Source organism: Xanthomonas sp. NCPPB 2866 (genome assembly GCF_041475745.2).
Classification (GTDB): Bacteria; Pseudomonadota; Gammaproteobacteria; order Xanthomonadales; family Xanthomonadaceae; genus Xanthomonas; species Xanthomonas arboricola.
In genome coordinates this window covers 3,051,439-3,066,618 of sequence record NZ_CM192975.1, presented here as the reverse complement: position 1 = coordinate 3,066,618, position 15,180 = coordinate 3,051,439, and the positions used below count along the sequence as shown (strand labels likewise).

The 15,180-nt window shown below is 66.4% G+C and carries 16 protein-coding genes and 1 tRNA gene; 16 read left to right on the top strand and 1 reads right to left on the bottom strand.

The window, feature by feature from the left end; genetic code table 11:
* Positions 1–20: 20 nt before the first annotated feature.
* The 8 genes from trpA (at position 21) to ACCQ04_RS13060 (ending at position 8,966) form a co-directional block, all read left to right on the top strand.
* Complete coding sequence (trpA, locus tag ACCQ04_RS13095; protein ID WP_046343351.1) at positions 21–827, top strand: tryptophan synthase subunit alpha; 807 nt, start codon at positions 21–23, stop codon at positions 825–827.
* A gap of 207 nt (positions 828–1,034) precedes the next feature.
* Positions 1,035–1,919 carry an acetyl-CoA carboxylase, carboxyltransferase subunit beta gene (gene accD / locus ACCQ04_RS13090; protein ID WP_016902982.1) on the top strand — a complete coding sequence of 295 codons (885 nt, stop codon included), beginning with the start codon at positions 1,035–1,037 and terminating at the stop codon, positions 1,917–1,919.
* Between the two features lie 82 nt (positions 1,920–2,001).
* Positions 2,002–3,351 (top strand): phosphoglucosamine mutase, encoded by a 1,350-nt coding sequence (gene glmM, locus ACCQ04_RS13085; RefSeq protein ID WP_024937989.1) that lies wholly within the window; start codon positions 2,002–2,004, stop codon positions 3,349–3,351.
* A 123-nt stretch (positions 3,352–3,474) separates the two neighbouring features.
* Positions 3,475–4,413: an isopenicillin N synthase family dioxygenase gene (locus ACCQ04_RS13080; RefSeq protein ID WP_016902985.1), complete on the top strand. Its 939-nt coding sequence runs from the start codon at positions 3,475–3,477 to the stop codon at positions 4,411–4,413.
* A gap of 200 nt (positions 4,414–4,613) precedes the next feature.
* Entirely contained in the window at positions 4,614–5,306 is a 693-nt protein-coding gene (locus ACCQ04_RS13075; RefSeq protein WP_226427593.1) for a methylamine utilization protein, read from the top strand.
* On the top strand, positions 5,303–7,669 hold the full coding sequence (locus ACCQ04_RS13070) for a putative bifunctional diguanylate cyclase/phosphodiesterase (RefSeq protein ID WP_226427594.1): 2,367 nt from the start codon (positions 5,303–5,305) through the stop codon (positions 7,667–7,669). Before ACCQ04_RS13075 ends, ACCQ04_RS13070 begins: the two co-directional genes overlap by 4 nt.
* Positions 7,666–8,538, top strand: a complete 873-nt coding sequence (locus tag ACCQ04_RS13065; protein WP_180969708.1) for a DUF3034 family protein — start codon at positions 7,666–7,668, stop codon at positions 8,536–8,538. The genes ACCQ04_RS13070 and ACCQ04_RS13065 overlap by 4 nt, the downstream gene beginning before the upstream one ends.
* The gene (locus tag ACCQ04_RS13060; RefSeq protein ID WP_016902989.1) at positions 8,538–8,966 is read left to right on the top strand and encodes a group I truncated hemoglobin; all 429 of its coding nucleotides are present in this window, start codon (positions 8,538–8,540) and stop codon (positions 8,964–8,966) included. The genes ACCQ04_RS13065 and ACCQ04_RS13060 overlap by 1 nt, the downstream gene beginning before the upstream one ends.
* A gap of 281 nt (positions 8,967–9,247) precedes the next feature.
* On the opposite strand, the gene ACCQ04_RS13055 is transcribed toward ACCQ04_RS13060, so the two are convergent.
* Positions 9,248–10,048, bottom strand: coding sequence for an SDR family NAD(P)-dependent oxidoreductase (locus ACCQ04_RS13055; protein WP_226427595.1), 801 nt, complete (start codon positions 10,046–10,048; stop codon positions 9,248–9,250).
* A gap of 113 nt (positions 10,049–10,161) precedes the next feature.
* Between ACCQ04_RS13055 and tpiA the strand changes: the two genes are divergently transcribed.
* The 8 genes from tpiA to nuoE all read left to right on the top strand — a co-directional run bounded on the left by tpiA (position 10,162) and on the right by nuoE (position 15,179).
* Entirely contained in the window at positions 10,162–10,917 is a 756-nt protein-coding gene (gene tpiA, locus ACCQ04_RS13050) for a triose-phosphate isomerase (protein WP_016902991.1), read from the top strand.
* A gap of 33 nt (positions 10,918–10,950) precedes the next feature.
* Positions 10,951–11,424, top strand: a complete 474-nt coding sequence (secG, locus tag ACCQ04_RS13045; RefSeq protein WP_024937981.1) for a preprotein translocase subunit SecG — start codon at positions 10,951–10,953, stop codon at positions 11,422–11,424.
* 49 nt (positions 11,425–11,473) lie between these two features.
* Positions 11,474–11,558: transfer RNA gene (locus ACCQ04_RS13040), tRNA-Leu, on the top strand.
* A 102-nt stretch (positions 11,559–11,660) separates the two neighbouring features.
* Complete coding sequence (locus tag ACCQ04_RS13035) at positions 11,661–12,017, top strand: NADH-quinone oxidoreductase subunit A (RefSeq protein ID WP_003485539.1); 357 nt, start codon at positions 11,661–11,663, stop codon at positions 12,015–12,017.
* Positions 12,008–12,562 carry a NuoB/complex I 20 kDa subunit family protein gene (locus tag ACCQ04_RS13030; protein WP_016944318.1) on the top strand — a complete coding sequence of 185 codons (555 nt, stop codon included), beginning with the start codon at positions 12,008–12,010 and terminating at the stop codon, positions 12,560–12,562. Before ACCQ04_RS13035 ends, ACCQ04_RS13030 begins: the two co-directional genes overlap by 10 nt.
* Positions 12,563–12,598: 36 nt before the next feature.
* Positions 12,599–13,351, top strand: a complete 753-nt coding sequence (locus tag ACCQ04_RS13025; protein WP_016902994.1) for an NADH-quinone oxidoreductase subunit C — start codon at positions 12,599–12,601, stop codon at positions 13,349–13,351.
* The gene (locus tag ACCQ04_RS13020) at positions 13,348–14,655 is read left to right on the top strand and encodes an NADH-quinone oxidoreductase subunit D (RefSeq protein WP_016902995.1); all 1,308 of its coding nucleotides are present in this window, start codon (positions 13,348–13,350) and stop codon (positions 14,653–14,655) included. The genes ACCQ04_RS13025 and ACCQ04_RS13020 overlap by 4 nt, the downstream gene beginning before the upstream one ends.
* Complete coding sequence (gene nuoE / locus ACCQ04_RS13015) at positions 14,652–15,179, top strand: NADH-quinone oxidoreductase subunit NuoE (RefSeq protein ID WP_016902996.1); 528 nt, start codon at positions 14,652–14,654, stop codon at positions 15,177–15,179. Before ACCQ04_RS13020 ends, nuoE begins: the two co-directional genes overlap by 4 nt.
* Position 15,180: the final 1 nt, after the last annotated feature.

The following is a 15,180-nucleotide window of genomic DNA, read 5'->3' as shown; positions in this document are numbered from 1 at the left end:
CTTTCTTGCAAGGTCTTTCAATGCGTCGTATCGACGAAACCTTCCAGCGCCTGCGCGCCGATGGCCGCAAGGCGCTCATCCCCTTCATCACCGCCGGCGATCCGTCGCTGGAAGCCACCGTACCGGTCATGCACGCGCTGGTACGTGCCGGTGCCGACGTCATCGAGCTGGGCGTGCCGTTCTCCGACCCGATGGCCGACGGCCCCACCATCCAGCGCAGCTCCGAGCGTGCGCTGGGCCGTGGTGCCGGCTTGGCCTACGTGCTGGAGGCGGTGCACGAATTCCGCCGCGAAGACGCCGCCACGCCGGTGGTGTTGATGGGCTACCTCAACCCGATCGAGATCCACGGCACCCGGCGCTTCGCCGAAGCCGCCGTCGCTGCCGGTGTGGATGGCCTGCTCCTGGTCGATCTGCCACCCGAAGAAGCGGCCGAGACCCGCACCATCTTCACCGAGGTCGGTCTGGCCCTGATCGCGCTGGCCTCGCCGACCACCAGCGAGCAGCGCCTGGACATGCTGTGCAGCAGTGCCCAGGGGTATCTGTATTACGTCAGCTTCGCCGGCGTCACCGGCGCCTCGAATCTGCTCGACACCCATGCCGCCAGCGACCGCCTGCGCCAGCTGCGCCGGCGTGCCGGCGCTCCGGTGGTGGCCGGCTTCGGCATCAAGGACGCCGCCAGCGCCGCCGCGATGGCCGTCGACGCCGAAGGGGTGGTGGTTGGTAGCGCCCTGGTCGCTGCGCTGGCCGAAGCCACCGACGTCCGCAGCGCCCGCGAACGCGCCGAAGCCTTCCTGGCCCCACTGCGCCAGGCGCTCGACCAGGCCTGAAGCCAACGCCGCTCTCTGCTCCGGGGGAGACGGCGCGGCCTGCGCGCCATGTGGCGCGCCTGCCCTCAAGCGCCGGCGCGGCAGGCGCTGGCCGGGCCATGCAGGCCCCGCATTTAGCCTCCGCGCTACCTCGGCTTTCCCGCGGCGCGTTAGACTGTCGCCCCTCTGCGGCCCACATGGCCGCCCTGCATGGATTGTCATACACGCATGAGCTGGCTCAGCAAATTGATGCCCTCCGGCATCCGCACCGAGAACACCCCGGCCAAGAAGCGCAGCGTCCCCGAGGGCCTGTGGGAGAAGTGCAGCAACTGCGGCAGCGCGCTGTACGGCCCCGAGCTCGAGGAAAACCTCGAGGTGTGTCCCAAGTGCGACCACCATATGGCGATCCGCGCGCGCGCGCGCCTGAACTCGCTGTTCGATCCCGACACCGCAACCACCGAGATCGCCGCCCAGCTGGGCCCGGTCGACGTGCTCAAGTTCAAGGACCAGAAGCGCTACGGCGAGCGCATCAAGGCCAGCCAGAAGAGCAGCGGCGAGTACGACGCACTGATCGCCATGCGCGGCACGCTCAAGGGCAATCCGCTGGTCGCCGCCGCCTTCGACTTCGCCTTCATGGGCGGCTCGATGGGCTCGGTGGTCGGCGAGCGCTTCGCACGCGCGGCCGAAGTGGCGCTGGAAGTCGGCTGCCCGTTCGTGTGCTTTTCCGCCAGCGGCGGGGCGCGCATGCAGGAGGGCCTGTTCTCGCTGATGCAGATGGCAAAGACCTCCGCCGCGCTCGGTCGCCTGCGCGAAGCCGGTCTGCCGTACATCTCGGTGCTGACCCATCCCACCACCGGTGGCGTGTCGGCCTCGTTCGCGATGCTGGGCGATATCAATATCGCCGAGCCGCATGCCCTGATCGGCTTCGCCGGCCCGCGCGTGATCGAGCAGACCGTGCGCGAGACCCTGCCGGAAGGCTTCCAGCGTTCGGAGTTCCTGCTCGACCACGGTGCCATCGACCAGATCTGCGACCGCCGCGACCTGCGCGACCGCATCGCCGATCTGACCGCGATGATGATGCGCCAACCGCATCCGCAGGACGCGGCCGCATGAGGCCAGTGGTTGCGCGCATGCGCGACACCGTCGCACGCGCCGCTGCGCGTGCGTCCACCCGTAGGCAGGAACACCGCAACGCATGAGCAGTCGCAAGTATTTTGGAACCGACGGCATCCGCGGTCGGGTCGGGCAGGGCGTGATCTCGGCCGATTTCGTGCTGCGGCTGGGCAATGCGCTCGGTCGGGTGCTCACCCAGGGCCGCAGCAAGCGCCCGCTGGTGCTGATCGGCAAGGACACCCGGATCTCCGGCTACATGTTCGAAGCCGCGTTGGAAGCCGGCCTGGTCGCCGCCGGCGCCGACGTGCAGCTGATCGGCCCGATGCCGACCCCGGCCATCGCCTTCCTGACCAACACCCTGCGCGCCGACGCCGGCGTGGTGATCAGCGCCTCGCACAACCCGCACTACGACAACGGCATCAAGTTCTTTTCTGCCGAAGGCGAGAAGCTCGACGACGCCACCGAAGCGGCGATCGAGGCCGCGCTGGACGAGCCGTTCCACACCGTGGAATCGGAGCGCCTGGGCAAGGCGATCCGCACCCGCGATGCGATCGGCCGTTACATCGAATTCTGCAAGGCCAGCGTGGCGCGCGGGTTCACCCTGCACGGCCTGAAGATGGTGCTGGACTGCGCGCATGGCGCGACCTATCACATCGCGCCGATGCTGTTCCGCGAGCTGGGTGCGGACGTGGTCGTCATCGGTGCCGCACCGGACGGGCTCAATATCAATGCCGGTGTCGGCTCCACCCATATCGACAACCTCGCCGCCAAGGTGCGCGAGAGCGGTGCGCAGCTCGGCATCGCCTTCGATGGCGATGGCGACCGCGTGCTGATGGCCGACGACCAGGGCAACCCGGTCGATGGCGACGATCTGCTCTACGTGCTCGCGCGCTCCTGGCAGGCCAGCGGCCGGCTCACCGGCACCGTGGTCGGCACCTTGATGACCAACTACGGTCTGGAACAGGCGCTGGCCGCATTGCACATCCCGTTCCAGCGCGCCAAGGTCGGCGACCGCTACGTGCACCAGGCCCTGGTCGAGGGCGGCGGCACGCTGGGCGGCGAAACCTCCGGCCACCTGCTGTGCCTGGATCGCGCCACCACCGGCGATGGGATCGTCAGTGCGCTACAGGTGCTCGAGGCACTGGGGCGCGACGGGCAGAGCCTGCGCGAGGCCCTGGGCAGCCTGAGCAAGGTGCCGCAGAAGACCGTCAATGTGCGGCTGGGAGGCGGGGCGGCCAAGGCGATCGTGGAGGCCGCCGGCGTGCAGCAGGCGCTGCAGCAGGCGCAGGCCGCCGTGCAGGGCCGTGGGCGCGCGTTCCTGCGTCCGTCCGGCACCGAGCCGGTGGTGCGCGTGACCGTGGAAGCCGACGACGCCGGCCTGATGCAGGACACGCTCGACCGTCTTTCCGGAGCCGTGCGTGACGCGGCGTGAGTCGCTGATCATTGGTGTGTGCGTGGTCTTTGCCAAGGCCGCGACGTTCTACCTGTTGTATCGCCTGCTGTCCTGAGCGGCAGGCCTTCCTTTCGACTTCCGACTTCAACTGCAGATATCCGTATGAGCGCCCGCATCCCGACCCTGGACATCACCCGTTTCGACAGCGACCGCGACGCCTTCGTCGCCGAGCTCGGCGCGGCCTATCGGCAGTGGGGCTTTGCCGGCATCCGCAACCACGGCATCGCGCAGGCCGACATCGACGCGGCGTATGACGTGTTCAAGGCGTTCTTCGCCCTGCCCGAAGAGGTCAAGCGTCGCTATCACGTGGAAGGCAGCGGCGGTGCGCGCGGTTACACCGCGTTCGGCGTGGAGACCGCCAAGGATTCCAAGCATTTCGATCTGAAGGAGTTCTGGCATATCGGTCGCGAGATTGCGGACGATTCGCCGTACCGCGCGGTGATGGCGCCGAACCTGTGGCCCGAAGAGGTGCCTGGTTTCCGTGAGCGCGGCTACCGGCTGTACCAGCAGCTGGACCAGCTGGGCTCGCGTGTGCTGTCGGCATTGGCGCTGCATATCGGCCTGCCGCAGGACTACTTTGTCGACAAGACCAACAACGGCAACTCGATCCTGCGGCCGATCCACTACCCGCCGATCACCAGCGACGACATCCCCAACGTGCGCGCCGGTGCGCACGGCGACATCAATTTCATCACCCTGCTGGTCGGCGCCAGCGCGGCCGGGCTGGAAGTGCGCTCAAACGATGGCGAGTGGGTGCCGTTCACTGCCGACGCCGACACCATCGTGGTCAACATCGGCGACATGCTGCAGCGCCTGACCAACCACGTGTATCCGTCCACCATCCATCGCGTGGTCAATCCGCCGGGCGAACAGGCGCGCAAGCCGCGCTATTCGGTGCCGTTCTTCCTGCACCCCAATCCGGATTTCCTCATCGACGTGCTGCCTTCGTGCATCACCGCCGACAATCCGAGCCGCTACCCCGAGCCGATTACCGCGCACGGTTTTCTGGAAGAACGTCTGCGCGAGATCAAGCTGAAGTAATCCGTTCGCAGGCGCAGCAGCGCCGCCAGCGGCTGCGCTCGCAGCATCGGCGATGACCTCCGCCACAGTTTGGTTCATAAAATTCTGCTGGCGGCCGGTTAAAGCTTGCATTCACCTCAGCCGATAACCCAGTCTGATCGCTAGCGCGACGTCGGATTCGCCTGGCGCCCGCTGCCGATTGCACTAGGCTTGGGGGGCGCATGCGGACGCAGTGGTTCAAACGGATCGGCCCGGTTGCGGGGGCGCTGGCGTACAGCGCCGCAAGCTGTGCGTTGGCGACGCCGCTCAGCGTGACCGTCGTCGATGCCAACGGCATGTTGGTCGATGCGGTGGTGAGTCTGGAGCCGGCACGTCCGGTGGCCGCTAGCGGGGCGCCCAGAACCGTCGAGATGGACCAGGTCAATTCGCAGTTCGTGCCTGCGGTGCTGGCGGTGCGTACCGGCACGCTGGTGCGGTTTCCCAACAACGACCAGATTCGCCATCAGGTCTATTCGTTCTCTGCCGCAAAGCGTTTTGAGTTGCCGCTGTTCCAGGGCAGCACTGCCGCGCCGGTGCGCTTTGACCAGGCTGGTCTGGTGACGGTGGGCTGCAATATCCACGACTGGATGCTGGGCTATATCGTGGTGCTGGACACGCCGTATTTCGGCAAGACCGGCAGCGACGGTCGCGTGCAGCTGGACGCGCCGGCGGGGAACTACACCTTGCGGGTCTGGCATCCGCGCATCAAGGGCGCTGCACTCGCCGAGCCGGTGGCGCTTGCGCGCGAGGCCGTGCAACGGCGCGTGACCTTGCAGACCACGGGCGCCGCACCGGCGGTGGCACCTCCGGATGCGCGCGTGCGCGCGCTGCAGGACAAGTTCCGCCGCGCCGACCCGCAGAAGCCCAAGCCATGAAGGCCATGCGCCTGCATACCCGCATCGCGGCGTTTCTGGTGCTGGTCGTGCTCGCCACGCAGGCGTTGACCTTCATCGTGGTGCAGGTCGCCACCGAGCGCAGCGTCAAGGCGCAGCTCGGCGAAGAGCTGCAGATCGGCGAACGCGTCTGGCAACGCATCAATCTGCGCCGCGACGAACAACTGCTGCAGTCGGCCTCGGTGCTGGCCGACGACTTCGGTTTCCGTGCGGCCGTGGCCAGCGGCGATGTGCCGACCATGCAATCGGCATTGCGCAACCACGCCGCGCGCATGTCGGCGCAGACCGCGCTGCTGCTGGCCCCGGATGGCGAATTTTTGACCGGGCTTGCCGATCTGCCGCAAACCGAACAGCTGCGCGCAGTGCAGACCCTGCTGCAGCAGGCGCAGCGCGATGGGCGTGCGGTGGGCGTGGTCGCACTGGACCGACGCATCGTGCGGCTGGCGGTGGTGCAGGTACTGGCACCGAGCCGGGTGGGCTGGATCGCGATCGGCAACGAATCCGGCGACGGTCTCGCGCAGGATTTCCGTTCCACCACCGGGCTGGATGCGACCTTCTTCACCGATGGTCCGCCGGTGCGGGTGCTGGCGTCCACGCTGGAGCCGGCCGCGCGCGCCGAGTTCGCGCAGCAGTTGCCGACTGCCGAACGCGCGCAGGGCGCGGCGGTCGCGTTGACGCTGGCCGAATCGCGTTACCTGGTCAAACTGCAGTCGATCCAGGGCGACAGCCATGTGCGGGTCGCGCTGCAGGCCTCGCTGGATCGCGCGGTGGCGCCGTACCGCGTGCTCAAGTTGCGCATCCTGCTGCTGGCGGGCCTGGCCACGGCTGCGGCGCTGGGTGTGGCGATCTTCCTGGCGCGCAGCGTCAGCAGGCCGGTCGCGCAGCTGGTGCAGGCAGCGCGGCGCATCCAGCGTGGCGACTACCACACCGCGGTCGAGGTGCCCTCCGGGCGCGAACTGGCCGAGTTGGCCGACAGCTTCGGGCGCATGCAGCAGCAGATCGCCAGCCGCGAGCAGCACATCCTGCATCAGGCGCGCCACGATGCCCTGACCGGTCTGCCCAATCGCATCTGGTTGCTGGAGCGGCTGAAGGACGTGGTGGAGCAGACCGTGGCCTCCGGCGGCACGGCGGCAGTGCTGATCCTGGATCTGGAACGCTTCAAGGAACTCAACGACAGCCTGGGCCACGATTTCGCCGACCAGGTCCTGGTCGAAGCAGGCCGCCGCCTTGCCGACGTGGTGCAGGAACCCAATCTCGTCGGGCGGCTGGGCAGCGACGAATTCATGGTGGTGGTGGCGCAGACCGACGTCACCACCGTGCAGCAGGACGCACAGCGCTTGCTGCTGCAGTTGCGCCGCCCGCTGGCGTTGCCGCAGGCGCGCATCCAGCTGGAGGCCAGCATCGGCATCGCCCTGATTCCCGAACACGGCGCCGATCCGGACACCTTGTTGCGGCGCGCGGACATCGCACGGCGCCAGGGCGGCAACGTCACCACCGTCGGCGCCAGCGTGTATCGCCTGGGCCAGGACGAGCAGCATCTGCGCCGGCTGCGCCTGACCGGCGATCTGCGTCAGGCCATCGGCGGCAACGAACTGACCTTGCGCTTCCAGCCCAAGATCTGCCTGCGCAACGATCGCGTCGAACAGGTCGAGGTGCTGGTGCGCTGGCAGCATCCGGTGCTCGGGGCGATCGGCCCGGACGAATTCATCCCGCTGGCCGAGCACTCCGGCGTGATCCATCCCTTGACCCGCTTCGTGCTGGACGAGGCGCTGCGCTGCCAGGCGCAATGGCGCAGGCAGGGGCTGGAACTGGGCATGGCGATCAATCTCTCCGCACTGGATCTGTCCGATCCCGGCCTGCCGGATTACGTGCGTGGCCGTCTGGAGCATCACGCGGTGCCGGCGCAGTCGGTGACGCTGGAACTGACCGAAAGCGCGCTGATGCGCGATGTCGAATCGGCGCTGCACATGCTGCACCAGCTGCGCAGCGTCGGCGTGCGTCTGTCCATCGACGACTTCGGCACCGGCTATTCCTCGTTGGCGCAACTCAAGCGCATGCCGGTGAACGAATTGAAGATCGACAAGAGCTTCGTCATGCAACTGGCCGAGGGCACCGACGATGCGTTCATCGTGCGCAGCACGATCGATCTGGGGCACAACCTGGGCTTGAGCGTGATCGCCGAAGGCGTGGAGAACGCCACCGCGCTGGGGCTGCTGCGCGGTTACGGCTGCGACATGGTGCAGGGCTATCTGTATTCGCCGCCACTGGAAGAAGTGCCGCTGGTCGCCTGGTGCATGCGGCAACTCGATCTGGCGCCGGCGGCGCAGGCAGGAGTGCATCGATGAGCAAATGGCGGGGCGCGCTGCTGTCTGTGGCACTGGCCGGGCTGGCCAGCGCACCCGCGTCGGCGATCGCCGGCGACGGGCGCCTGCTCGCCACCGGTGGCGTGTCGATGATCGAAGGCAGCAGCGGTGGCGGCATCGTGCCGTGGGCCACGCTGTCGGGCTACGGCACCCGCGACGAACTGGGCAGCGTGCTGTTCGCCACGCATGTGGACAGCGGCGATTATCGGCTCGACGCGCAAGGTGCCGCGCTGACGGTCGGCAACCGGCTGGAACTTTCGCTGGCGCGGCAACGGCTGGATCTGGGCACCCTGCAGGATCGGCTGGGCCTGCCATGGAATGCGCTTGGTCAGGACGTGTTCGGCGCCAAGCTGCGGGTCTACGGCGATCTGGTCTACGGACATGCGCCGCAGGTCAGCGTGGGCGTGCAGTACAAACGCCTGCGCAATGGCACGCTGCCGCTGGCGATCGGCGCGCGCGACGATCACGGTACCGATGTGTATGTCAGTGCCAGCCGCTTGTTCCTGCAGGCCGCGGGCGGCTATCAACTGCTGCTCAACGGCACGCTGCGCGCGACCCGCGCCAATCAGACCGGCTTGCTCGGTTTCGGTGGCGATCGCCGCAACGCCTATCGGCTGGTCGGCGAAGCCAGCGCCGCCGTGGTGCTGTCGCCGGCGTGGGTGGTCGGCGTGGAATATCGCGACAAGCCCGACAACCTCGGCTTCGCCCGCGAGCAGGCCTGGGCGGATGCATTCGTGGCCTGGTTTCCCAGCAAGCATGTGTCCCTGACCGCGGCCTGGGCCGAGCTTGGCGACATCGCCACGCTCACCGACCAGCGCGGTCCCTATCTTTCCCTGCAGGTGGCGTTCTGATGAATCGACGGCTGCGCTGGCCCTTGCTGTGCATGCTGGCGCTGATGAGTGCCTGCGCCACCACGCAACCGCGCCCCACGCTCTACGATGAACTCGGCGGGCAGGCCGGGATCGAAGCGCTGGTGGAAACCATGTTGTCGCGCATCGCCGACGACCAACGCATCGTCGACAAGTTCGCGCGCGTCAACATCGTGATGCTCAACGAGCGCCTGGTACAGAAGTTCTGCCATGTCGCCGACGGCCCGTGCCCGGATACCGCCAAGTCGATGCAGCAGGCGCACGCGCACCTGGCCATTCGCGAAGGCGACTTCAATGCGCTGGTGGAGGATCTGAACTGGGCGATGGATCAGCGCAAGATTCCGCGCCGCACGCAGAACCGTCTGCTGGCGCGGTTGGCGGCCATGCATGGCGAAATCGTCAATCACTGAGGGTGTCGCACCGCTGCTGCGCGCAGCGATGGGCGCGCATGGTTGCTCCTCGTAACAACATGTTTACAGCCACGGACTGCGGCTCTGGCGAAGGCGTCCATGGCATCTGACGTCCGCTCGCGACGTGTTGCCAGTCGCCCTGCGCCGCAGACAGGAGCGAGGCCGCGGCCGGTATCGGTCGTGGCCATGGCAACGGGCCAACTGGCTGCTGCAAACGCCGCGCAGTCGCGGGTGCGTGGCTGCGCACCCGTGATGCCGCAGGTAGCCGATGCGCAGCCGCCTCACCGCAACGGACGCACCCGCTGCGATCCGCGCGCCATCAGGCGCAGTGCGAGCGCATGCGGCATCACGCGCAAGGCCGCATTGACCAGGCGATAGCGCCAGCCCGGTACGGCCAGCACCTGGCCGCGTTCCAGTGCGGCAATGCCGTACTCGGCTACGTCGTCGGCCTGCAGCCACGCCCAGCGGGGCAGGCTGGACATCGCCGCGCGGGTGCCGGTGACATCGTGAAACTCCGACCAGGCAAAGCCGGGACACAGCGCGCAGACCTTGACCGCGCAGTCGGCGTTCTCCAGTGCCAGCGATTCGCTGAAGCGCAGCAGGAAGCTCTTGCTGGCTGCGTACAGCGTCTGCCCGTCGGCACTCGGCGTCAGTGCGGCGAACGAGGCCACATTGAGGATGCGGCCCTGGCCGCTGGCGCGGATCATCGGCAAGAGCCGCCAGGTCAGTTCGCACACCGCGCCCACCATCACCTGCAGAAAGCGTGCGTGCATGGCCCAGTCGTTGTGCAGATAGCGGCCCGGCACGCCGTAGCCGGCGTTGTTGACCAGGGTGCCCACCGTCCAGCCATTGCGCTGGATCTGCGCAACCAATGCTTCGACCGCGGCGGGATCGCCCAGATCGGCCGGCACCACTTCCACCTGCACCAAGGGCCGCAACTCCTCGGCCAGCGCCTGCAGCCGGTCGACCCGGCGCGCGGTCAGGATCAGCGGCACGCCACGCCTTGCATAGGCACGCGCAATCTCGCGGCCGATGCCGCTGGAGGCGCCGGTGACCAGCGCGAAGACAGGCGAAACGGACATGGCAGGTTCCTGGTGGAGGAGGGGGAAGGACAGGCAATGGACAGAAGTGTGCCGGCTGCCGACAGGGCATGGGCTATTCTGTCGCCTGTCTTCCACTCAGGAACCTGCGCCTGATGCGTCGAAAGATCGTTGCCGGAAATTGGAAGCTGCATGGCAGCCGCGCCTTCGCCACCGAACTGGTGGCCCAGATCGCCGCGCACATGCCCCTGGAGGGTGTCGATGTCGTCATCCTGCCGCCACTGCCTTACCTGGGCGACCTGATCGAGGATTTCGAGGAACACCATCTGTGTTTCGGTGCCCAGGACGTCAGCAGTAACGAGAAGGGCGCCTACACCGGGGAAGTCTCGGCCACGATGCTGGTCGATGTCGGCGCCGAGTACGGGCTGGTCGGCCACTCCGAACGGCGCCAGTACCATCGAGAGAGCAGTGAGCTGGTGGCGCATAAATTCGCCGCCGCCATGCATGCCGGGCTGATTCCTGTGCTGTGCGTGGGCGAGTCGCTGGAGCAGCGCGAGGCCGACCAGACCGAGGCGGTGCTGCGCGCCCAGCTCGAGCCGGTGCTGGCGCTGGTGGGCAGCGCGGGCTTTGCCCGCGCCGTGCTCGCTTACGAGCCGATCTGGGCCATTGGCACCGGCCGCACCGCCAGCCCGGAGCAGGCGCAGGCGGTGCACGCGTTCCTGCGTGGCGAAGTCGCGAAGGCGGATGCTAGAATCGCCGATTCTCTGCCCATCCTGTACGGGGGCAGTGTCAAGCCCGATAACGCCAGCGAGCTGTTTGCCCAGCCCGACGTCGATGGCGGGCTGGTCGGAGGCGCCTCGCTGGTCGCCGAGGATTTCCTGGCCATCGCGCGTGCGGCGGCCGCTTGTTAACCCATTAAGTTTTGTCCGGGGACGGATTTCGAAATGCTGATGTTGATCCTCAATGTGGTCTACGTGCTGGTCGCGCTGGCGATGATTGCGCTGATCCTGATGCAGCGTGGTGCGGGTGCGGCAGCCGGTTCCGGCTTCGGCGCCGGCGCATCGGGCACCGTGTTCGGCTCGCAGGGCGCGTCGAACTTCCTGTCCAAATCGACCAAGTGGCTGGCGGTGGTGTTCTTCAGCATCAGCCTGTTCATGGCGTGGTACGCCACCCACGGCGCACGTCCGACCGACCAGAACCTGGGCGTGATGTCGCAGTCGGCCACCCCGGCGCCCGCCGCCGCGGGCGAGCTGACTCAGCCGTTGCCGCAGGCACCGGCCGCTGGCGCAGTCCCGACCGCTCCTTCGCAGCCAGTGCCCGCCGCAACTCCGGCTGCAACGCCGGCGCAGTCCGCACCGGCACAGCAGGTGCCCGCGGCACGCGAAGAAAACGCTTCAGAACCAGCACAAAAACGCTGAAGCCGGTTACAATACGCTGCGCACTGGGATGCCCAGCGGCGCAACGTATGCCCAGGTGGCGGAATTGGTAGACGCACTACCTTGAGGTGGTAGCGACTTAGGTCGTAGGGGTTCGAGTCCCCTCTTGGGCACCATTGTTTGGCTGCAGTTCCTGCGCATCGCTGGTCGCGCGCGGGGTCTGCCTATACCCCATGCCGGCACGCGGCGCGTGCGGGCAGAGGCAAGAGAGAATCGCTGTGCTGGCCGAATATTTGCCGAGTCTGCTGTTTCTGATCGTCGCCACCGGTATCGGCATCGTGCTGATGCTGGTCGGTCGATTCCTCGGTCCGCGTAGTCCGGACCCGCGCAAGCTCTCGCCTTACGAGTGTGGCTTCGAAGCCTTCGAAGACGCGCGCATGAAGTTCGACGTGCGCTACTACCTGATCGCGATCCAGTTCATCGTGTTCGATCTGGAAATCATCTTCATCGTGCCGTGGACACAGGTGTTCATGGAGATCGGCGCACGTTCGCTGGTCACCATGGGCCTGTTCGTCGGCATGTTGTTCCTCGGCTTTATCTACGTGTGGAAGAAGGGAGCGCTGGAATGGGAGTGATTCAGACCCTGGATCGTCTGATGACCAACCCGATGCCGGAAGGCCGGGTGGAAGACATCCTGCGCCCGGAAGGCGAAAACCCGCTGCTCGAGAAGGGCTACGTGACCACCAGCGTCGATGCGCTGCTGAACTGGGCGCGCACCGGCTCGATGTGGCCGATGACCTTCGGCCTGGCCTGCTGCGCGGTCGAGATGATGCATGCCGGCGCCGCGCGTCTGGATCTGGACCGCTACGGCGTGGTGTTCCGCCCGTCGCCGCGCCAGTCCGACGTGATGATCGTGGCCGGCACGCTGGTCAACAAGATGGCCCCGGCGCTGCGCAAGGTCTACGACCAGATGCCGGACCCGAAGTGGGTCATCTCGATGGGCAGCTGCGCCAATGGCGGCGGCTACTATCACTATTCGTATTCGGTGGTGCGCGGTTGCGATCGCATCGTGCCGGTGGACATCTACGTCCCCGGTTGCCCGCCGACCGCCGAGGCGCTGGTATACGGCATCCTGCAGCTGCAGAAGAAGATCTGGCGTACCCAGACCATCGCGCGCTGACACCCGTCTTCTTCTACTGAGAGCAGCCAAGCCCCCATGGCAGAGCAAGCATCTTCCTTCACTGACCGACTTGCGGCACGTTTCGCCGGTGCGCAGATCGCCGTGGCATTGCCGCGCGGCGAAGTGACGCTGGAAGTCGCTGCGGCCGATTGGCACGCCACCTGTCTGGCCCTGCGCGACGAGCTCGGTTTCGAACAGCTCAGCGACCTGTGCGGCGTCGATTACCTGGGCTACGGCAGCGACGAGTGGGATACCGCCGACGTGTCGTCGCAGGGCTTCAGCCGCGGCGTCGAGGGCAAGGCCGTCGGTCGTTTCGCCTGGGGCGAATTTCCCAGCCAGGAAAGCTCCGACGGCGCCCATCCGCAGCACATGCCCAAGCAGCGTTTTGCGGTGGTCGCGCAGCTGATCTCCTACCAGCACAACCAGCGTCTGCGCGTGCGTTGCTACGCACCGGACGAGCAGGTACCGATGGTGGCCTCGTTGACCGATATCTGGCCCGGCGTGAACTGGTTCGAACGCGAAGCCTTCGACCTGTTCGGCATCGTCTTCGATGGCCATCCGGACCTGCGCCGCATCCTGACCGACTACGGATTTGTCGGCCATCCGTTCCGCAAGGATTTCCCGCTGATCGGCAACGTCGAAGTGCGTTACGACGATGAGCGCAAGCGTGTCGTGTACGAGCCGGTGACCTCGGTCGAGCCGCGCGTCGGTGTGCCGCGCGTGATCCGCGACGACGCCCGTTATGAGACTGCCGCTGGTGAAGTGGGCAAGTCGGAGACCGCCAAGTGAGTGAGTTCCGCCAGGCAACCGATGCCTTCGCGAGCAATCCTGTCGAAAGCAAGCAGGAAATCCGCAATTACACGATGAACTTCGGCCCGCAGCATCCTGCGGCGCACGGCGTGCTGCGCCTGATCCTGGAAATGGACGGCGAGACCGTGGTGCGTGCCGATCCGCATATCGGCCTGCTGCACCGTGGCACCGAGAAGCTGGCCGAATCCAAGCCGTTCAACCAGTCGGTTCCGTACATGGACCGCCTGGATTACGTGTCGATGATGTGCAACGAGCACGCCTATGTGCGCGCGATCGAGTCCCTGATGGGCATCGAAGTGCCCGAGCGTGCGCACTACATCCGCACCATGTTCGACGAGATCACCCGCATCAAGAACCACCTGATGTGGGTCGGTTCCAACGCGCTCGACCTGGGCGCGATGGCGGTGATGCTGTACGCGTTCCGCGAGCGCGAAGAATTGATGGACGTCTACGAGGCGGTCAGTGGTGCGCGCATGCACGCTGCCTACTACCGTCCCGGTGGCGTGTATCGCGATCTGCCCGATCGCATGCCCAAGTACAAGGAATCCCGCTGGCACAAGGGCGGGGCACTGAAGAAGCTCAATGCAGCGCGCGAAGGCTCGATGCTGGACTTCCTCGAGGATTTCACCAATACGTTCCCGTCGCGTGTGGACGAGTACGAGACGCTGCTGACCGATAACCGTATCTGGAAGCAGCGTACCGTCGACGTCGGCATCATCAGCCCGGATCTGGCGCGTGCCTGGGGCATGACCGGCCCGATGCTGCGTGGCTCGGGCATCGAATGGGACCTGCGCAAGAAGCAGCCGTACGCCAAGTACGACGCGGTGGAGTTCGACGTGCCGGTCGGCACCAATGGCGATTGCTACGACCGCTATCTGGTGCGCGTGGCCGAGATGCGCGAGTCCAACCGCATCATCAAGCAATGCGTGAAGTGGCTGAAGGCCAACCCCGGCCCGGTCATGGTCACCAATTTCAAGGTCGCTCCGCCAAGCCGCGAAGGCATGAAGGACGACATGGAAGCGCTGATCCATCACTTCAAGCTGTTTAGTGAAGGCTACTGCGTGCCGGCTGGCGAAACCTATTGCGCGGTCGAAGCGCCCAAGGGCGAATTCGGCTGCTATCTGATGTCCGATGGCGCCAACAAGCCGTTCCGCGTGCATCTGCGCGCGCCGGGCTTTGCGCATCTGTCGTCGATGGACGCAGTGGTGCGTGGCTATCTGCTGGCCGACGTCGTGGCGATGATCGGTACTTACGATTTGGTTTTCGGTGAGGTTGACCGATGAAGGCGACGGGTAATTTCGAAGCGGCGCGCGACGTCGATCCGCAGGTGGTGCTGAGCGACAAGACGCGAGCGCACATCGATCACTGGTTGAGCAAGTTCCCGCCCGATCGCAAGCGTTCGGCCGTGCTGCAGGGCCTGCACGCTGCGCAGGAGCAGAACCAGGGCTGGCTGACCGACGAGCTGATTGTCGGCGTTGCCAAGTATCTGGACCTGCCGCCGGTGTGGGCCTACGAGGTCGCCAGCTTCTACTCGATGTTCGAGACCGAGAAGGTCGGCCGCCACAACGTGGCGTTCTGCACCAACATCAGCTGCTGGCTCAACGGCGCCGAAGATCTGCTGGCGCACGCGGAAAAGAAACTGGGTTGCAAGCTGGGGCAGTCGACAGCCGATGGCCGCGTCTACCTCAAGCGCGAAGAAGAGTGCCTGGCGGCCTGCTCTGCAGCGCCGATGATGGTCATCAACGGCCATTACCACGAGCACCTGACGAAAGAGAAGGTCGACGCGCTGCTGGACGGGCTGGAGTAAG

Coding starts and splice junctions, on each gene's coding strand:
- trpA (WP_046343351.1), top strand. CDS start 21: ATGCGTCGTATCGACGAAACCTTCCAGCGCCTGCGCGCCGATGGCCGC.
- accD (WP_016902982.1), top strand. CDS start 1,035: ATGAGCTGGCTCAGCAAATTGATGCCCTCCGGCATCCGCACCGAGAAC.
- glmM (WP_024937989.1), top strand. CDS start 2,002: ATGAGCAGTCGCAAGTATTTTGGAACCGACGGCATCCGCGGTCGGGTC.
- ACCQ04_RS13080 (WP_016902985.1), top strand. CDS start 3,475: ATGAGCGCCCGCATCCCGACCCTGGACATCACCCGTTTCGACAGCGAC.
- ACCQ04_RS13075 (WP_226427593.1), top strand. CDS start 4,614: ATGCGGACGCAGTGGTTCAAACGGATCGGCCCGGTTGCGGGGGCGCTG.
- ACCQ04_RS13070 (WP_226427594.1), top strand. CDS start 5,303: ATGAAGGCCATGCGCCTGCATACCCGCATCGCGGCGTTTCTGGTGCTG.
- ACCQ04_RS13065 (WP_180969708.1), top strand. CDS start 7,666: ATGAGCAAATGGCGGGGCGCGCTGCTGTCTGTGGCACTGGCCGGGCTG.
- ACCQ04_RS13060 (WP_016902989.1), top strand. CDS start 8,538: ATGAATCGACGGCTGCGCTGGCCCTTGCTGTGCATGCTGGCGCTGATG.
- ACCQ04_RS13055 (WP_226427595.1), bottom strand. CDS start 10,048: ATGTCCGTTTCGCCTGTCTTCGCGCTGGTCACCGGCGCCTCCAGCGGC.
- tpiA (WP_016902991.1), top strand. CDS start 10,162: ATGCGTCGAAAGATCGTTGCCGGAAATTGGAAGCTGCATGGCAGCCGC.
- secG (WP_024937981.1), top strand. CDS start 10,951: ATGCTGATGTTGATCCTCAATGTGGTCTACGTGCTGGTCGCGCTGGCG.
- ACCQ04_RS13030 (WP_016944318.1), top strand. CDS start 12,008: ATGGGAGTGATTCAGACCCTGGATCGTCTGATGACCAACCCGATGCCG.
- ACCQ04_RS13025 (WP_016902994.1), top strand. CDS start 12,599: ATGGCAGAGCAAGCATCTTCCTTCACTGACCGACTTGCGGCACGTTTC.
- nuoE (WP_016902996.1), top strand. CDS start 14,652: ATGAAGGCGACGGGTAATTTCGAAGCGGCGCGCGACGTCGATCCGCAG.